Origin of the sequence: Streptomyces sp. NPDC086549 (assembly GCF_044746205.1) — a bacterium.
In the GTDB taxonomy this organism is placed as follows: Bacteria; Actinomycetota; Actinomycetes; order Streptomycetales; family Streptomycetaceae; genus Streptomyces.
Genome location: NZ_JBIVBS010000030.1, coordinates 47,662 through 63,917, shown reverse-complemented (window position 1 = coordinate 63,917; position 16,256 = coordinate 47,662). Strand labels below are relative to the sequence as shown.

Annotated in this window: 15 protein-coding genes; 9 read left to right on the top strand and 6 right to left on the bottom strand. The window is 67.8% G+C overall.

The genetic code is table 11. The features are described 5' to 3' along the window. The first annotated feature begins 127 nt into the window (after positions 1–127). Entirely contained in the window at positions 128–754 is a 627-nt protein-coding gene (locus ACIPSA_RS47845) for a hypothetical protein (RefSeq protein ID WP_402647698.1), read from the top strand. 637 nt (positions 755–1,391) lie between these two features. On the opposite strand, the gene ACIPSA_RS47840 is transcribed toward ACIPSA_RS47845, so the two are convergent. Further along, positions 1,392–1,826, bottom strand: a complete 435-nt coding sequence (locus ACIPSA_RS47840; RefSeq protein WP_402647704.1) for a DUF6368 family protein — start codon at positions 1,824–1,826, stop codon at positions 1,392–1,394. Positions 1,827–2,524: 698 nt separating this feature from the next. Continuing rightward, positions 2,525–4,213 carry a Dot/Icm T4SS effector Zinc-dependent metalloprotease LegP gene (gene legP / locus ACIPSA_RS47835; protein ID WP_402647695.1) on the bottom strand — a complete coding sequence of 563 codons (1,689 nt, stop codon included), beginning with the start codon at positions 4,211–4,213 and terminating at the stop codon, positions 2,525–2,527. Between the two features lie 129 nt (positions 4,214–4,342). Between legP and ACIPSA_RS47830 the strand changes: the two genes are divergently transcribed. From ACIPSA_RS47830 to ACIPSA_RS47800, 7 genes are all read left to right on the top strand, one after another. Further along, complete coding sequence (locus tag ACIPSA_RS47830) at positions 4,343–4,681, top strand: YbaY family lipoprotein (RefSeq protein ID WP_402647694.1); 339 nt, start codon at positions 4,343–4,345, stop codon at positions 4,679–4,681. A gap of 211 nt (positions 4,682–4,892) precedes the next feature. Next, entirely contained in the window at positions 4,893–5,093 is a 201-nt protein-coding gene (locus ACIPSA_RS47825) for a helix-turn-helix domain-containing protein (protein WP_402647691.1), read from the top strand. Continuing rightward, positions 5,093–5,362: a winged helix-turn-helix domain-containing protein gene (locus tag ACIPSA_RS47820; RefSeq protein ID WP_402647701.1), complete on the top strand. Its 270-nt coding sequence runs from the start codon at positions 5,093–5,095 to the stop codon at positions 5,360–5,362. The genes ACIPSA_RS47825 and ACIPSA_RS47820 overlap by 1 nt, the downstream gene beginning before the upstream one ends. A gap of 190 nt (positions 5,363–5,552) precedes the next feature. Then, complete coding sequence (locus ACIPSA_RS47815) at positions 5,553–5,801, top strand: hypothetical protein (protein ID WP_402647688.1); 249 nt, start codon at positions 5,553–5,555, stop codon at positions 5,799–5,801. Between the two features lie 49 nt (positions 5,802–5,850). Next, positions 5,851–6,423 (top strand): PadR family transcriptional regulator, encoded by a 573-nt coding sequence (locus ACIPSA_RS47810; protein WP_402647685.1) that lies wholly within the window; start codon positions 5,851–5,853, stop codon positions 6,421–6,423. Between the two features lie 97 nt (positions 6,424–6,520). Continuing rightward, positions 6,521–8,245: an acyl-CoA dehydrogenase family protein gene (locus tag ACIPSA_RS47805; RefSeq protein ID WP_402647682.1), complete on the top strand. Its 1,725-nt coding sequence runs from the start codon at positions 6,521–6,523 to the stop codon at positions 8,243–8,245. A 469-nt stretch (positions 8,246–8,714) separates the two neighbouring features. Then, complete coding sequence (locus ACIPSA_RS47800) at positions 8,715–9,968, top strand: cytochrome P450 (RefSeq protein WP_402647680.1); 1,254 nt, start codon at positions 8,715–8,717, stop codon at positions 9,966–9,968. Positions 9,969–10,314: 346 nt separating this feature from the next. Here the strand turns inward: ACIPSA_RS47800 and ACIPSA_RS47795 are convergent, their stop codons facing one another. Beyond that, the gene (locus ACIPSA_RS47795) at positions 10,315–10,803 is read right to left on the bottom strand and encodes a MarR family winged helix-turn-helix transcriptional regulator (RefSeq protein WP_402647677.1); all 489 of its coding nucleotides are present in this window, start codon (positions 10,801–10,803) and stop codon (positions 10,315–10,317) included. A gap of 87 nt (positions 10,804–10,890) precedes the next feature. On the opposite strand from ACIPSA_RS47795, the gene ACIPSA_RS47790 reads away from it, so the two are divergent. Beyond that, positions 10,891–11,478 carry an NADPH-dependent FMN reductase gene (locus ACIPSA_RS47790; protein WP_402647675.1) on the top strand — a complete coding sequence of 196 codons (588 nt, stop codon included), beginning with the start codon at positions 10,891–10,893 and terminating at the stop codon, positions 11,476–11,478. 607 nt (positions 11,479–12,085) lie between these two features. On the opposite strand, the gene ACIPSA_RS47785 is transcribed toward ACIPSA_RS47790, so the two are convergent. From ACIPSA_RS47785 to ACIPSA_RS47775, 3 genes are all read right to left on the bottom strand, one after another. Next, positions 12,086–12,919, bottom strand: coding sequence for a PIG-L family deacetylase (locus ACIPSA_RS47785; RefSeq protein ID WP_402647672.1), 834 nt, complete (start codon positions 12,917–12,919; stop codon positions 12,086–12,088). A 1,091-nt stretch (positions 12,920–14,010) separates the two neighbouring features. Further along, positions 14,011–14,430, bottom strand: a complete 420-nt coding sequence (locus ACIPSA_RS47780) for a hypothetical protein (protein ID WP_402647669.1) — start codon at positions 14,428–14,430, stop codon at positions 14,011–14,013. 110 nt (positions 14,431–14,540) lie between these two features. Beyond that, positions 14,541–15,734, bottom strand: a complete 1,194-nt coding sequence (locus ACIPSA_RS47775; RefSeq protein WP_402647667.1) for a hypothetical protein — start codon at positions 15,732–15,734, stop codon at positions 14,541–14,543. Positions 15,735–16,256: the final 522 nt, after the last annotated feature.

Here is a 16,256-nt window from a genome sequence, read left to right as displayed (position 1 = left end):
CACCTGCTAATGATCACGTCCTAGACCAGCACGAGCGAGTCAATCTCCACCCACGCCAGAGACCCGACCTGCGAGTTCAAGATGAAACGATCTCACTGGGTGTCGCTGACGAACTAGTCTTCGGAGCATGGCCTTGCGACCTGATGAGTTCTATGACCACGCGCTTGCCGCTGCGGATGATGAGCGTCGGCTCCCGCTGGCGCGGATGACAGGGTGGGATATCAGCCCGTTCGAACCGGACGGATTGCGCGTCGCGCCGCTGCGTCCTCCGGTCCTGCCCGAGCCTGCGCGACACGGCGAGGATCCATCGAACTGTGAGGCGTGCCGGGACCGAGACGAAGGGATCTGGTTCAACGACAATTGGCGGCTGAGCCGGATCACGCGAGTTGGCGTGCCGCTGGTTCTCATGCTGCATCCGCGTGGCCACTATGACATGGCTGACCTGCCCGATGAGCTGGCAGCCGAGCTGGGGGTGTTGACCACCCACATCGTCCGCCACGTGCAGGCCGTGCCGCACATTTCGCGAGCCCACGTCTACCGCATCGGCGATGGAGGCGCACACCTGCACATCTGGTTCTTCGCCCGGCCCACGGGGCAGGCCCAGCTGTACGGATCGTGGATGCCCGTCTGGGATGATCTGCTGCCGGAATACCCGGCAGATGTTGCAGAGGCAGATGCGGCGATCGTGGCAGACATGTTGGTCGCCTCCTTCGGGGGACGTCGCTCGGCAGTCGGCGAATCGACGCACCACTGATCCGCCCAATCGCCCGCCGCCTGGGCTGGGGACGGCACACCGCCCAGCCGTACGCCTGCGCCGCCCACTGGCAGGACACAGCCATGGGCCGCAGACGCCAACTCCTCAGCAGGTTCGACCTGTTCAAGCCCAGCCCTTCCTGACGCAACGCTGGTCCGAGACCGACAGGAAGGTAACGATCCTCGATCTCCACCGAGAGATCACGGCCCGCGGCTTCCGCGGCCACTGCTCCACCGTCCGCGACTGGGCCCGGCGCGACGCGCCCCGGCCAAAGGGCTTCACTCCCGACCCGCCACGACCTTTGGTGCGGCAGGTGACCGGCTGGCTCATCCGGCACCTGGCCGCACCAACCAGGAGGGGAAGACTGCACCGCAAAGCCGTACTCGACCGCTGCCCCGAGCTGGCGTCCGCAGCCGAGCTGACCAGCTCGTTCGCGGAGACGCTCACCACACTCAGCGCTACCCGTCTGCCCGAGTGGATCACCGGGGCCGCGGATGCCAACCTCCCCGGCGCCAGCAGCTTCGCCGTCGGCCTGCACAGCGATCAAGATGCTCAAGCGGCAGATGTTCGGCCGCGCCGGCTTCACGTTGTTACGTAAACGGGTACTGCTCGCGTGAGCCGACTGGATGACTTCCGGCTACTTCAGAAGCCGGAAACCGGGCTGTTCGCTCCACTCACTGAGGAACGCCGCCGAGCCGTACGAGGCGGGCCACGGATCAGTCGTCGTTGCGACGATGCCCGGAAGGTCGGCGACGACCGGCACCTGGTCTTCTCGCAGTTCGGCGTTGGCGACGCCGCCGATCACGTCCATGACGGCGGCAGTCAACAGGGCTGTGACGACGTGGTCGACCGAACTGTTGCAGAACGCGATGACGTCGACCGCGTGGGTCGGGGTGAAGCCAATGAGAGGTCTCTGGTCGGCTTCGGCGGCGTGCTCGGCCTCGAAGATAGCCTCGTCACCGATACCGGGCCCGATGAGAGAGACCAGGATGGGCCGACGCCCGCCGACACCCGCGGTGTCCGTGATGCCGAGGCAGCGGTCCAAGTCGCCCGACGCGCCGACGACGGACAGGCTGACAGCATGGAGCGCACCCCGGCGCTCGTCCTCGACCCACGCATGCCGCGACCACTAGCAGGTCCTCCGGCCAATCTGCCAAGTCACGCACGCCCGTCGGTGGTTGCACCGCGCTCAGTGGTATCGGCAGCCAGAGGGACACGCCAAAGCGGTGGCACGGTGGCCGACAAGGGGCTTCTGGAGTGGGCGGCATGCCTCTGATACGGGCAATTGGCGCCGTGATCACCTAGGCGCATCAGGTCTTCTCATCCCAGTGGAACTGGATGTCACCGGGCCCGGCGCTGCGGCTGACGTCCCGGGTCGGGACGGTGTACAGCCGCTCTCAGCACTCGCGGGCGATGCGCTCGATCCGGACCATGCCCGGCGGGATGCCGCGGCACGTGTAGGCGTCATGGACGGCAGCCGGCCGAGACACCGCCGACACTCCCCAACTCCGTCGGGCGCCGGAGGCGGGATCGGCGGGGAGCACCGGCAAGTCGACCACCGCGATGACAGAGCCGAAGGCGCCTCCGCCGACGACAGCCTGTTCGCATCAGACCGCGCCCATGCCACCCCGTGGCGAGGCGAGGGCTCTCAGAGTCCTGGCCATCCGTCAATCCTCAACGACCAGTCGCCGAAGTCCACTTCGACGGACCTCGACGCCTGGTCGGTGAGGAAGCCGGGGTGCGGTAGGCGGGCGGCACGAAGTGCCCAGGCTAGGAGCCAGTGAACCGGGTGACTATTCCACCCAGGGATTCCCAGCCGGTAGTACTCGGGCCCCAGGTCTTCCCGTCCCACCACTTGTGGAACAGAGCGGAATCGGTACCCGTCAGGAAGAGATCGAGGCGGTTGGGTTCCCAGGAAACGGCGGCCGGGGCGCTTGTGCAGATTCCGCCGAGGGACTCCCAGCCTTTCACGCTCGGACCCCACGTATTTCCGTCCCACCACTTGTGGTGCAGAGCGGAATCAGTGCCGACCACGAACAGGTCGAGCCGGTTCGCGCCCCACGAAACCGCCGCGGGCTGACCCATGCAGATTCCGCCGAGGGACTCCCAGTCCTTTACGCTCGGACCCCACGCATTTCCGTCCCACCACTTGTGGTAGAGAGCGGAATCGGTACCGACCACGAACAGGTCGAGCCGGTTCGCGCCCCACGAAACCGCCACCGGGGCGCTCATGCAGATTCCGCCCAGGGATTCCCAGCTCTTCACGCCGGGCCCCCAACTGCTGCCGTCCCACCACTTGTGGTAGAGCGCCGAGTCCGTACCGATCACGAACAGATCAAGCCGGTCGGGCCCCCAGGACACAGCATCAGGCGGGCTGGTGCAGATTCCGCCGAGGGATTCCCAGCCTTTCACGCTCGGTCCCCAGGCGTTACCGTCCCACCACTTGTGGTAAAGCGCGGAATCCGTGCCGACCGTGAACACGTCGAGGCGGTCGTGGGCCCAGGCCAGGGATGTCGGCCGGGTCATGCAGATTCCGCCGAGGGATTCCCATTCCTTGACGCTCGGACCCCACGTATTTCCGTCCCACCACTTGTGGTAAAGAGCGGAGTCCGTGCCGATCCCGAAGACGTCCAGCCGGTCGGCCTCCCACGACACCGCGGGGCCCGAGGCCGGGGAAGGACCGTACATCGCATGCACGGCGGCGATGTCCTCAGTGCTCAAGCCCGTGCGCTGGCCGATCGCCGCGCCCTGCACGGTGGGCACGACAGTGTCCTGAGCGTTCTTGGAGAAGGCGTCGCGCGGGTAGTGCATGACCGATCCGTAGTCGTACGCACCGATGTCGTCGCCGTCCGAGATGTGCTGGTCGAAGTTGTGCTCGAATCCGGACTGGATGTTGGCCCAGACGATCGTCACGAACTTGTCGCGGTCCTCGCGGCTCTGTTCGTGCCAGAGCCCGACCGTGTGTCCGATCTCGTGGATGCAGTTGCCGGCCGTGCAACCGGTGCCGAGGGTGATTTCCTGTCGGCCGCCCTGACGCCCCACGTTCGACGAACATCCACCGCCCGGCACGAAGCGCACAAAGTCCGGATACTGGCCGGAATTCGCCGCCGTCCGTAGTGCGAAACGGATCCGGGTACGGGACTCCCAGTGCGCGATGGCGTCGGTGACCCGCTGCTGGTTGGGCAGGGCGCTGTCGATCTCGTACGGCACCAGACCATTGGGCCAGCGGAATTGGCGCCCGGTGATGATGACAGCCGACTCCGGAATCTTCCCCTCCGACTCCGCCTTGAGTTGCGCGGTACGCCGTTCCACTTCCGCGATCGTGCCGAGTACGATGTCTCCCTCGAAAATAGCGAGGCCATCGATCTCGACATATTGGACCGGCTTGGCCGTGAAGCTGACGCCGTCGATCAGTGCGGTCCCAACTTCGCTCGAGGCACGGAATTCACCATGGCCCACACCAGTAACACTGGACTCTGCTCCTGACACGCTCGCTCCCCCTGGTTTTCCACTCCCGCCCCCGCGGGAGGATGCTATTTTGTGGAAAATAGCGGTGAATATGCCTACACACAAGTCCTGGATGAGCGTATGCGAAACGTAGAAATCGCTGTCTCTCTCGCACCCGGTACCCCGGTGCCCGACGGTGCCGTGACTCTGCGCGCGCAACTCGAAGAGGTGACAGCCATCGATGCCCCGGCCCGTGTCATCTCCGTCGTCGTCACCCATGGCGTCCGCCTCACGGGCACCACCCGGCTCACCCTCTCCGTGCCACCGCCCGACCCCCATGCGCGCTACACCGTGCGCGTCCACGCCGACTTGAACGGCTCCGGCGTGATCACTCCCGGGGACCTCGTCTCCACCAGCAGCCACCCGGTACTGACCCAGGGACGACCGGACACAGCCGACGTGCAGTTGAAGCCCGCTTGAGACGGCGCTCCGGCGTGGCTGGGGATGGAGGTGATTGGCGTTGCCGTGCTCGGATCCTGCGTGTGAGGTGGAAGGCGCTCGACATGGCCTACTGACCTCTCCGTCACGTTGTCGGGGGTGACATCACTTGATCCCTGCGGTAGTTCGTGGCCGTGAGGTATGCGCAGGGTGGTGGTCTCACCCTCTGCAAGGCCAGGCCGCGCGGGAGCGGGTGCTCGCCACCGACGGCTTTGCGTTGGGCGAGAAGAACGCGGTGATAGCCAAAAGGCTGCGGGTCACTATGCGGCTGGTGGAACGATGGCGCCGATCCTGGCGTGGGGGAGGGCCCTGCGGCCGTCAGGCCCTGCGAAGCGACCGAAGGTCGACGACAGTGACTTCTCCGTGCTCGAGCCACTTCTGTTGGAAGGCGTGATGGCTCATGGCTGGGCAGATGAACGGTGGACGCTCTCGCGGGTGCGGCTCCTGATCGCGGAACAACTGGGGGTGTCGCTATCGGTCCGCGGGGTGTGGGCATTGCTGCGGCGGCACGGCTGGTCCTGTCAGCAGCCTGCACGGCGAGCCGTCGAACGGGACGATGCGACGGTGGCCGGCTGGGGCAAGGCGGTCTGGCCCCGCGCAAAGCCGCTGCGGGGGCGCTCGGACGATGGCTGGTCTTCGAGGACGAAGCCGCCGCCTCGATGACGTCGCACCGCTCACGCACCTGGGCACCCAAAGGGGGCACACCCACGGTGCGGTTCAATGGCGCCTTCAGCGGCCGCATCACCATGGCGGCGCTGGCCTGCTTCAAGTCCGGCGAACGGAGTCGGCTGATCTACCGGACCCGCGTCCAGGGCCACTACCGAGGTGACCACCGAGGTGACCCCCGAGGTTCATGGGGCAGGACCATCGAGACCTGCTGGTCCCGGCGCACATCCAGCTCGGCGGTCCCGTCGTGGTCGTCTGGGACCTCGATCCCGTTGAGGGCATCTGGTCGCTGCCTCGGCGGACCGTGACCGTCAACATGGTTTTCGCCGACCGCGCCCACCTCGTCAGAGCCGTCCGCAGCGGCATGTCGGGGGCGTTGCCTGCTGCTGGAGTACTGACGCCAGAGGCCGTCCGGAGGGTGAGCCGCGTCGCATAGGAGTGGGCCAGGCTTGCTATGCAACGAGTTGCATAGAAGGATCAGTGTCATGGCGCTCGAACACGCGATTTTGGTGTCGCTCTTGGAGAAGCCGGGTTCCGGCTATGAGCTGGCCCGGCGTTTCGAGCGGTCCATCGGCTACTTCTGGACCGCGACCCACCAACAGATCTATCGCGTGCTCAAGCGCATGGACAACGACGGTTGGGTCGACGTCCGGGACGTCCCGCAGCAGGGCCGGCCGGACAAGAAGGAGTACTCCGTCGCCGACCTCGGCCGGGCCGCGCTGTCCTCCTGGTTGCACGATCCGATCGAGCCGGAGAGCGTCCGCCACGACCTGGCCGTCAAGATCCGGGGCGCCGCCTTCGACGACCCGGCCGCTCTGATCCGGGAGGTGGAGCGACACCGGCAGGTGCACCGGGACCGGCTGGCGCACTACCTCGCCGGAGAGGCGCGGGACTTCACGTTGCCCGAAGCACGCAAGGCCGGTGCGCAGGCACCGCTCGACGCGGAGCGGGAGCTCCAGCACGTCGTACTGCGTGGCGGCATCGCCTATGAGCGGATGATGGTCGACTGGCTGGACGACGTGCTCGCCACACTGGCCCGGTTCGGTCCAGGCCGCTGACCTCCGCCGTACCCGCCGCCCACCCTCCCGATCCGGCCCGTCCAGTCGTCAGACGTCCCGATTCCCACCCGCCCACCAGCCGAAAGGCGACATCCCCATGGCTGACCAGCCGCTGTTCAACCCTCGCACCTACGATCCCGCGCACTTCGACCCCGAAACGCGCCGCTTGCTGCGTGCCACCGTCGACTGGTTCGAGGAGCGCGGGAAGGGACAGCTGATCGAGGACTACCGGACCCGCGCGTGGCTCGGCGACTTCCTCGCCTTCGCAGCGAAGGAGAACCTGTTCGCCACCTTCCTGACGCCGTCGTCCGCCGCGGGGGAGGGGGAGCCGGACAAGCGGTGGGACACCGCCCGGATCGCCGCGCTCAACGAGATTCTCGGCTTCTACGGGCTCGACTACTGGTACGCCTGGCAGGTCACGATCCTCGGCCTCGGCCCGGTCTGGCAGAGCGACAACGCCGCCGCCCGTGCCCGCGCCGCGGAACTCCTCACCCAGGGTGAGGTGTTCGCGTTCGGCCTGTCCGAGAAGGCCCACGGCGCCGACATCTACTCCACCGACATGCTGCTCGAGCCCGACGGCAACGGCGGCTTCCGCGCCACCGGCTCCAAGTACTACATCGGCAACGGCAACACCGCCGGACTCGTCTCCGTCTTCGGCCGCCGCACCGACATCGAGGGCCCCGAGGGCTACGTGTTCTTTGCCGCCGACAGCCGTCACCCGGCCTATCACCTGGTCAAGAACGTCGTCGACTCCTCGAAGTTCGTCAGCGAGTTCCGGCTGGAGGACTATCCCGTAGCAGCCGAGGACGTCCTGCACACCGGACGCGCCGCCTTCGACGCCGCCCTCAACACCGTCAACGTCGGCAAGTTCAACCTGTGCACCGCCTCGATCGGCATCTGCGAGCACGCGATGTACGAGGCCGTCACCCACGCCCACAACCGCGTCCTCTACGGCCGCCCCGTCACCAGCTTCCCGCACGTGCGGCGCGAGTTGACCGACGCGTATGTGAGGCTCGTCGGCATGAAGTCGTTCAGCGAGCGTGCTGTCGACTACTTCCGCTCCGCCGGCCCGGACGACCGCCGCTACCTGCTCTTCAACCCGATGACGAAGATGAAGGTGACCACCGAGGGTGAGAAGGTCATCGACCTGATGTGGGACGTCATCGCCGCCAAGGGCTTCGAGAAGGACAACTACTTCGGCCAGGCGGCCGTGGAGATCCGCGCTCTGCCGAAGCTCGAGGGCACAGTCCACGTCAACCTGGCTCTGATCCTGAAGTTCCTGCGCAGCCACCTCCTCGACCCGGCCGAGTACCCCGGCGTGCCGACCCGCCTCGACGCGGCCGACGACGACTTCCTGTTCCGGCAGGGGCCGGCCCGAGGCCTCGGCTCGGTGCGCTTCCACGACTGGCGACCCGCCTTCGACACGTACGCGCACCTGCCCAACGTGACCCGCTTCCGCGAACAGGCCGACGCGCTCTGCGAGTTTGTCGCCACGACCGCCCCCGACGCGGAGCAGAGCCGCGACCTCGACCTCGTCCTCGCGGTCGGGCAGCTCTTCGCCCTCGTCGTGCACGGGCAGCTCGTCCTGGAGCAGGCCGCCCTGACCGGACAAGACGAGGACGTGCTCGACGAACTCTTCGCCGTCCTCGTGCGGGACTTCTCCGCGCACGCCGTCGAATTGCACGGCAAGGACTCGGCGACCGAACAGCAGCAGGACTGGGCGCTGGGTGCGATTCGGCGGCCGGTCGTTGACGAGGCACGTACGGAGCGGGTCTGGGAGAGGGTCGAGGCGCTGTCCGGCGCGTACGAGATGGCTCCGTAGGGCGTCTACGCATCACCGGTGGTGAGCCGCGTGGGGCCGCCACCGGTAGGTCAAGGTTCGGCTCCGTGTCCATTCCCGTTGGCCATGTGGGCAACCCGTACGCGGGGTGTGCCCTGGTGGGTCTGCCGCCCCCCAGGGCACACGAAGGTGGCGACCCGTCGAGGTCTCCGCGCGGCAGGGCAATCGGAAGGAATCCTCCTCGCGGAAAGGCGTTGGCTGCCAGGCTCGGGATCGAGACGCGATGCGAGGTTCGCCCTGCACCCGAACCTCGCGCAAGAGAGCGCGGATGCAGCCGAAGGTGCCGATGGTCCGCCGGCCGATCGGGCTGCGCGTGCGCCAAGACCTCGGCGTCGGCTTCGAGGCTGGCCTCGCCCAGCTGGTCGGCTCGCAGGGGCACGCCGACTTGTACAACCGGCCTTCGACACCGCACTGTTGGCCGGTATTCGTCCGAACGATCAGGAGTCCCGGCTTGTCCTCGCATACCCCAGCTCCCACGCCCGCCCACGTCGTCGACCCCGTCGGCGGCTGCCCGCACGCTCTGAACGCCGACCTGCGGGCCCGGGGACCCGTTGCGGACATCGTCCTGCCCGGCGGGGTGCCCGCGGCGGTCGTCCTGGGGCACGACGCGCTCAAGGAGTTCCTCTCCCACCCCGACGTGGCCAAGGACGCGCGCCACTGCCCGGCCCTGAACGACGGCACGATCCCCGCGGACTGGCCGCTACGGGTCTTCGCCAACGCCCAGGGCATGCACACCGCCGACGGCGCCGATCACCGCCGACTGCGCTCCCTCGTCGGCAACGCCTTCACCGCCCGCCAGGTGGAGCGGCTACGGCCGCGCATCGAGGAGCTGACCGCCGGCCTCCTCGACGACCTCGGCCGGGCTGCCGCCGAGGACCCGGACGGCATCGCGGACCTGCGCACCCACTTCGCGCTCCCGCTCCCGATGAGCGTCATCTGCGAGCTGCTCGGCGTGGACGCCGAGCACCGCGGTCGGCTGCACGATCTCACCTACACGGTGATCATCGCCACCGACACCACCCCGGCGGAGGTGATGGCCGCCGTACGTGAGCTCGTCGAGCTGCTCGGCACGATCGCGGCCGCCCGCCGGGCCGCCCCCGGCGACGACCTGACCAGCGCCCTGATAGCCGCCCGCGAGGACGGTGGCGACCGGCTCAGCGAGGCCGAACTCATCGGCACGATGCGCCTGATGCTGGTCGCCGGCCACGAGACCACCCTCAACCTGATCAGCAATGCCGTACGGGCACTGTGCACCCACCGCGACCAGCTGGCGCTGGTTCTTGAGGGCAAGGCCACCTGGTCGGACGTGGTGGACGAGACGCTGCGCTGGGACGGCCCGGTCAGCTGGTTCCCCTTCCGTTACCCCACCCGCGACCTTGCCCTCGGCGGCACCGTGATCCCGCAGGGCACCCCGGTCCTGGCCGGCTACACCGCCGCCGGGCGCGACGAGGCCTTCCACGGCCCCGACGCCGACCGCTTCGACGTCACCCGGCCTGGCGCGGCCAGGCACCTCTCCTTCGGCCAGGGCGTGCACTACTGCGTGGGCGCTCCGCTCGCCCGCCTCGAAGCCACGATCGCCCTGGAACGGCTCTTCACCCGCTTCCCGGACCTCGACCTCGCCGTCCCCGAGGCCGAACTGCCCCGCCAGCGCAGCTTCATCGGCAACAGTGTCGAAGCGCTCCCGGTCCGCCCGGCCCGACGCTGAGGCGCGTTTCCCGCTGACCCCTTCCGGCCCGCGGCGGGCGGGAACAGTTCTGTGCTCAGCCAGCCCAGTGCGTCGGGGTACTTCCCGTTCCAGGTCTGGAAGTTGTGGCCGCCGACGAGGCGGACCGGGGTCTTGACGCACACCTCGCTCCCCGCCGCGGCCCGGACGAACGCCTCCAACTGCTTCGGCGGGCTGTCCCGGTCCCGCGCGGTGATGGCCAGGAACAGCCCGACGTCGGCCTTCCGTACTACCGGACCAGCCGCGTCGGGCTGTTGCGCCCCCGCACCACCGTATTCGGTGGCTCCCCATCGATCAGCCGTGTCAACAACGCTTCCGGTCAATACATCTAGGACGCACCGTCGCCGACGGCCTCGCCACAGCGCGGCTCGATGCGGTCGACTACCTGCTCGCTCCATGCCCGGATGACCGCCGCCTGCTCGGACGTGAGTGAGTCGAGGAAGTGGCGGCGGATGTTGCCGGCATGCACGAGGATGGCGCTCTGGGCGGCGCGGCGGCCATTGTCGGTCAGTCCGATCCCCGCGCGGCGACCGTCGACTCCGTACTGGGTGCGCTCCACGAATCCGCGGTTTTCCATGCGCGTCAACTGGTGTGAAACGCGGCCCTTGTCCCAGTCGAGCAACTCGGAGAGCTCACCGACGCGCATCTCGCGGCCGGAAGCCTGCCACAGCGTCACCAGCACGCTGAACTCGGCCTTCGAGATTCCACAGTCACGCTGCAGACCACGGTCGAGCTCCCTGGTGAGCAGGCGCTGCGCGCGCATCCAGGTATCCCAGAGTTCCCACTCCTCGGGTTCCAGCGTACGAGTCTCCGCCACGACGGGAAGCATACCGGGACCAGGGGAGTTGTCGCGTCAACTCGCCTGTCCTAGAGTTGACGTGACAACTCCTCAGGAAGTGGAACCATGGCACTCCGCATCGGCATCATCCTCGGCAGCACACGCCCCGGACGCCGGGGCGACCAGATCGCCTCCTGGGCCCTCGACGTCGCGCGCGCCCACGGCGGCGCCGACTACGAGCTGATCGACCTCGCCCACCATCGCCTCGGCAACCTCGACGAAGGCGGCAACCCGAACCTCCAGCAGTACGAGCACCCGCACACCCGCGACTGGTCCGCGCTGATCGACGGCTTCGACGGCTTCGTGTTTCTCGTCCCGGAGTACAACCACTCCTTCCCCGGCGCGCTCAAGAACGCACTCGACTACGTCTACCGGGAGTGGAACGACAAGGCCGCCGGCATCATCAGCTACGGAGGCTGGGCTGCCGGGGTCCGGGCCGCCGAGGCTCTCAGGCTTGTCCTCGCCGAGCTCCAGGTGGCCACGGTTCGCGCCCAGCCCGCCGTCCCGCTGATCCCCACGTTCTCGACGGGCGCCTTCGTCCCCGGGGAGGGCCTCGACGTCGCGGTCCGCGGCATGCTCGACCAGGTGCTCGCCTGGTCCGGCGCGTTGCACGGGCTGCGCGAGGCCAAGGCGGAGACGGTCACGGCTGCCTGAGGCCCTGTTCGTGATGCGGTACGACGCGGACCATCAGCCAGGCCAGGCCGCTCTCACCAAGGCCCTCACCCTGCTGGAGCGCATCCCCCTGAACGGGCTGCCACCGAGCGCGCCGAACCCTTGTGGCATCTCGGCTGGGTGTCGCCCGCACCGCCCCAGGACGCAGCAGTGCTCCGCCAGACCGGCAGCTACGGGGCTTCTGTCCGGGAGAGCTGACAAGCACCGTACTGGCTGCTGCCCGCCTGCCTGTAGTTGATAGGCGGGCAGCAGCCTCCCCGAAGAGCCGGCTGCGCGCGAAGGCATCTCTCTACGCGCGTTGGCCAGTAGCTCGGCGAACGCCGCCACAGCGGCACCTGCGAGCAGTTCTCGGGCTCGGCTTCTGGATGATCACCCGATGGCCGTATCTGCTCCCAGCCCTGCTCCTGTTCGCCTCGGGTGTGACGCGGCGTCATCGCCGGTGATCGGCAGGCACCTTGCGATTCACCGGTGCATGCGTGCCACCAGCAACTGCGATCGTTACCGGCCCCTTCCTCGGTTGGGTTGATAGTTGGGTCGATCTCGTTGCGGGTGAGCGGAATCAATCCATCCGGGGCGGGATGGCGGCGGATCAGCGCAGTCCGGCGAAGAGGTCGTTCTCGGGTACGGCCGCGCTGGTGGTGTCCTGGACGCGTACAAAGGTCTCGACGCCCATCAGCTCGGTGAACCTTTTCTGGCCCATCTTGAGGAAGAGGATGTTTTCGCCCTGGCTGGCGTGCGCGGCCAGCGCATCGAACTTCTGAGGGCCGAACGCGGTGGTGTCCACCCAGGTGGTGATCTCCTCGTCGGGGAGTCCGATCTCGGCCATCGCGGCGGCCTCGGCGGGATCCGGTTCCTGCCAGTCCGCGCCGAACTCGCGCATGGTCTCCCCGAACCGCTGCATCATTGAGCGGGGGGCCGTCGTCCAGTACACCTTCGGTGAGGGCTCGGTCATCGCCAGCGCCGCCATCGTGATGCGATGTGCCTGGATGTGGTCGGGGTGGCCGTAGAAACCGTTCTCGTCGTAGGTGACGACCACATCGGGTCGGTAGCGGCGCAAAAGTTCCGCGAGTCGGGCGGCGCCCTTCTCAACGGGTGTCTGCCAGAAGGATCCCGGGGCGTTGTTGGTCGGCCAGCCCATCATCCCGGAGTCGGCGTAGTCCAGCATCTCCAGATGGCTGACGTTCAGGATGCTGCAGCTTGCCTCGAGTTCCTGGCGCCGCATCAAGGCGACAGCCGCCGGATCGTGCCCGGGTTCGCCCGGCTTGACGCCACCCGGTCCGTCACCGCAACTGCCGTCGGTGCACGTCACGAGGACTGTGCGGATGCCCTCGGCCGCGTACCGTGCGAGGACACCTCCCGTTCCAGTGGCTTCGTCGTCGGGATGGGCGTGCACCGCCATGAGCGTCAAGTGCCGGTCATTCATGAAGCAATCCTCCTGTGTGAAAAGGCCTCGGTCCGAGTCTGCGGCAGGCGTATGGCGGGTCGCCCCGAAATTGGGTGATCGGGGTCGGTTGCGGGTCCGGGACAGGCGGTCGAGCGAGGCGAGCGTGCTGCGGGCTGCTTCAGGGCTGCTTCAGGGCTGATCTGAAGTCCTTGGTCCTCGGCGAGCCAGCCATGGGCGCGGACTTCCTCGATGCGTTCACCGAGGTCGCGGATGATCTCTTCCAGACTTCGACGCCGCTGGGGGTCGACGCGGAGCATCGGACAGCGGACGCAGCCGTGTTCGTGTGCGCAGGCGTCCCGTAGGAACGCCCGCACGTGCCCAGTTCGACCTTGCGCAACTCGAAGTGCTTTTGGAACTCGTCCCGTTCCTGTTCGGCAGGCTCTCGCTGGTCTGCGGCCCGGCCGGGCAGCGCGCCGGGTGTCGAGGGATGCCCAGTAGGACTTGATCAGCTCCTCCTGGAATACCGCTAATGGTGGAGTCGGGCATGGGAACTCGCTCGTAGCCGACCCCGGCGTCAGCCAGGGCCAGGGCGAAAGCGAACACCGTCCGCATCTCAAGAAGTTCCCCGTCGAGGTCAGCTGCCCGAATTCAGCGATCTTCCTGCGCCAGCGCGGAGCGTCGGCGGTCGCGCCGTCGAGTGCGGCCGCCATCGTCTCCAAGGCGTCCAGTCCGGACAGCCGGGTTCGCACCCGCAGAGGCTTCCAGGACCCGCACGGGGTGGTCGTCGGAGGCACCAGTGAGCCACCGCTGGAAGCGCGCGCCCGAGCCGGGCTTGACCAGCGCCGGCAGCGCATAGGCCATAGCCGGACCACGCTCGCCAAAAGACAGATGTGACTCCCGTGAAGTGCGTCGGCGTACGGGAGAATGATGCTGCGCGGGCCCCCGGATCGGGAGAGGATCGGTGAATCTTCGGTGGGCAGGCCGTCCGCGTGCGAGGGGCGGGTAGGTGCCGGGCGTGGGGTCCGCTTCTGGGCTGGGTCTTGCTCGGGGTGTACGGCTGAGACACCTCAGGCGTCTCAGCCGTCAAGCGGCAGCGGGCAGCGGTCTGCTTCAGTCGAACAACCTGGTGGTCAGACGCCTGCGTCCCGTTGGGGCCCACGATGCCGTCCACGCCCTCGGACAGGTGTCAGGTGCCACGTGCCGGAGCGCACAGCCTTGCCGACCGTGATCTTGAGCTGGATCTTGTACCAAGGTGCGGGAGCATCGTGACGCGGGTCGTCGGGTCGTAGGGTCGGGGGAAGACCGGGCGAAGAGCCTTCGGACCAGGTCAAGGTGGATGCCTGCCAACGGTGCGTCACCGCGTTGAGCCAGCTGAATGGTGAACCCGCGGTCGGTACCAGCGCCCCGCTTACCACGGCGTCGGTCAGGGGCCGGTGGATGACGTCGGTGACGAACCACGGAACCGGGTAGTCGCCGACTTCTCGGAACTCGGAAACTGCGGCCAGGAACGGCGTCCTTAGCCCGGCAGTCGGGTCGATCAGCTCGGGCATCCCGTCATCCTGCCGCCCTTCGGCCCTGGCCCCAGCTTTTCGGCCGACTGCCAGGTCCGCACAGAAGGCCTACTACAGCCGCACGCCTTTACCCGCTCGGCTTCGCATTCCTACGCCACCGTGTGCGGCACCCAGACGGCGGCGTGGAAAGGTCCGTTGACGGATACCGGGTCAGCGGGCGGAAGCGCTGCGCTGCCCGCGACGACGCCGTGGCAGTTGACCTGCGTCGCGGCGGAGTTGAGGCCGCCGAGGGAGGCCAGGTAGGTGTAGTCGCCGTTGTCGACGCGGGCGGCGAAGGCGAAGGAGTTGGGGGCGAAGTTGTCACCGACGATGAAGTTCCCGGTGATCTGCTTGACCTCCGTGACCCCGCGCCCGGAGCCGATCGTGGCAGTCGTGTGCGTCCTGAGGTCGAACGAGCTGGAGAGCATGCCGTCGCCGCCGACCACCGTGCTCCCGCTGATCAGCTCCGCGGTCAGGAAGTGCCACCCCAGATCCGTGCGGACGCCGGTGCGGAGATCGTAGGCGTAACCGGTGAGGCTGTTGCCGGCCGTTCGGGACTGACCGACCACGGTTGACCCGCTGATGTCGTTGGCCGTGCTGGAGCTTCCGCCGAGGGTGCCGAGATCGGTCATCGTCCGGGTGCGCAGGTCGTACGCGAACCCGTGCATGGTGGTGGCAGCCGTGTTCGGCAGGGAGGAGCTGCCCACGACGATCGCACCGCTGACGGCCGCCGCGCTGCTGTCGCCCGACGGGCCGGCGAGGCTGCCGAGATCGGTCATGGTCCGGTTGTGCAGGCTGTAGGCGAACGCGTGGGTGACCACGTCGCCGGACAGCGACGACGTCCCCACCACGGTGTCACCGTCGAGGCCGGTGATGTTGGTGCTGCTGCCGCCGAGAGTGCCGATGTCGACGAGCCGGCGGGTCCGGAGATTGTAGGCGAATCCATGAGCCGGGCCGCCGGTGGAGAGGTCTGACTCCCCGACGACGTAATCCCCCTCCACGCCGGTCGCGTGGCTGGAGTCCCCCAGCGTGCCGAGATCGGTCATGGTGTGTCTGCGCAGGTCGTATGCGAAGGCGTGTTCGGCGGCGTCGCCGCTTGTCAGTGAGCTCCCGACGACCGTGTTGCCGTCGATGGCGGTCGCCTTGCTGCGGGTACCGCCCAGGGTGCCGAGGTCCTGCACGGTGTACTGCACGGACCCCGCCGCCGACTCGGCCGACGATGTGTCAGCCCCGTACGCCGGACCGGCGCCCACGGCGAGCAGGCCCGCGCCCACCAGAATCCAGGCACGTAAACGTATGCGCATGATGCCCCCTGAAACGATCGATCGAAACGAGCACGGTTCGGCAGGCCGCTGCGCCCTCCCCAGGCACGGGCCGACCGGATGTTGCACAGCCATCACTTGTACATCAGTTCCGATCGGCCAAACAGTGGGCGGTCCGCCACAAATGAGACGTTCGTGACCGCCGCCAGGACACGGGACGCCAACCTCGCTCATGGTGGGAGGCTGCGGGGCTTGGTCGGGCCTGTGGTCAGCACCCGTGGCGCGGCCACTGTTGGCCTTCAGTCCAGGGCATCTGCCGGCTGCGCCGGACGAGGATGTGGCGCAGGTGATCACGCGGGAGGTGACGGATCCAGCACGCGCCGTTGACCATCGTGCACTTGTCGTCGGTGCGGTGCGCTCGGTGTTCCTGTCCTTGGTGAGAACTGGCCCTCGCCGTGCCGATGTCATGCACGGGACCCTTCGAGTCGAGGCTGCCCCGGGACTCAGGCGCAGGGTCAGAGCCCGGATCCCGGTGCGCACGGAAGCGCCGGAAGTCGACACCCT

Coding starts and splice junctions, on each gene's coding strand:
- ACIPSA_RS47790 (WP_402647675.1), top strand. CDS start 10,891: ATGGCACTCCGCATCGGCATCATCCTCGGCAGCACACGCCCCGGACGC.
- ACIPSA_RS47845 (WP_402647698.1), top strand. CDS start 128: ATGGCCTTGCGACCTGATGAGTTCTATGACCACGCGCTTGCCGCTGCG.
- ACIPSA_RS47815 (WP_402647688.1), top strand. CDS start 5,553: ATGGGGCAGGACCATCGAGACCTGCTGGTCCCGGCGCACATCCAGCTC.
- ACIPSA_RS47805 (WP_402647682.1), top strand. CDS start 6,521: ATGGCTGACCAGCCGCTGTTCAACCCTCGCACCTACGATCCCGCGCAC.
- ACIPSA_RS47820 (WP_402647701.1), top strand. CDS start 5,093: ATGGCTCATGGCTGGGCAGATGAACGGTGGACGCTCTCGCGGGTGCGG.
- ACIPSA_RS47780 (WP_402647669.1), bottom strand. CDS start 14,430: ATGCCCGAGCTGATCGACCCGACTGCCGGGCTAAGGACGCCGTTCCTG.
- ACIPSA_RS47785 (WP_402647672.1), bottom strand. CDS start 12,919: ATGAATGACCGGCACTTGACGCTCATGGCGGTGCACGCCCATCCCGAC.
- ACIPSA_RS47810 (WP_402647685.1), top strand. CDS start 5,851: ATGGCGCTCGAACACGCGATTTTGGTGTCGCTCTTGGAGAAGCCGGGT.
- ACIPSA_RS47830 (WP_402647694.1), top strand. CDS start 4,343: ATGCGAAACGTAGAAATCGCTGTCTCTCTCGCACCCGGTACCCCGGTG.
- ACIPSA_RS47775 (WP_402647667.1), bottom strand. CDS start 15,734: ATGCGCATACGTTTACGTGCCTGGATTCTGGTGGGCGCGGGCCTGCTC.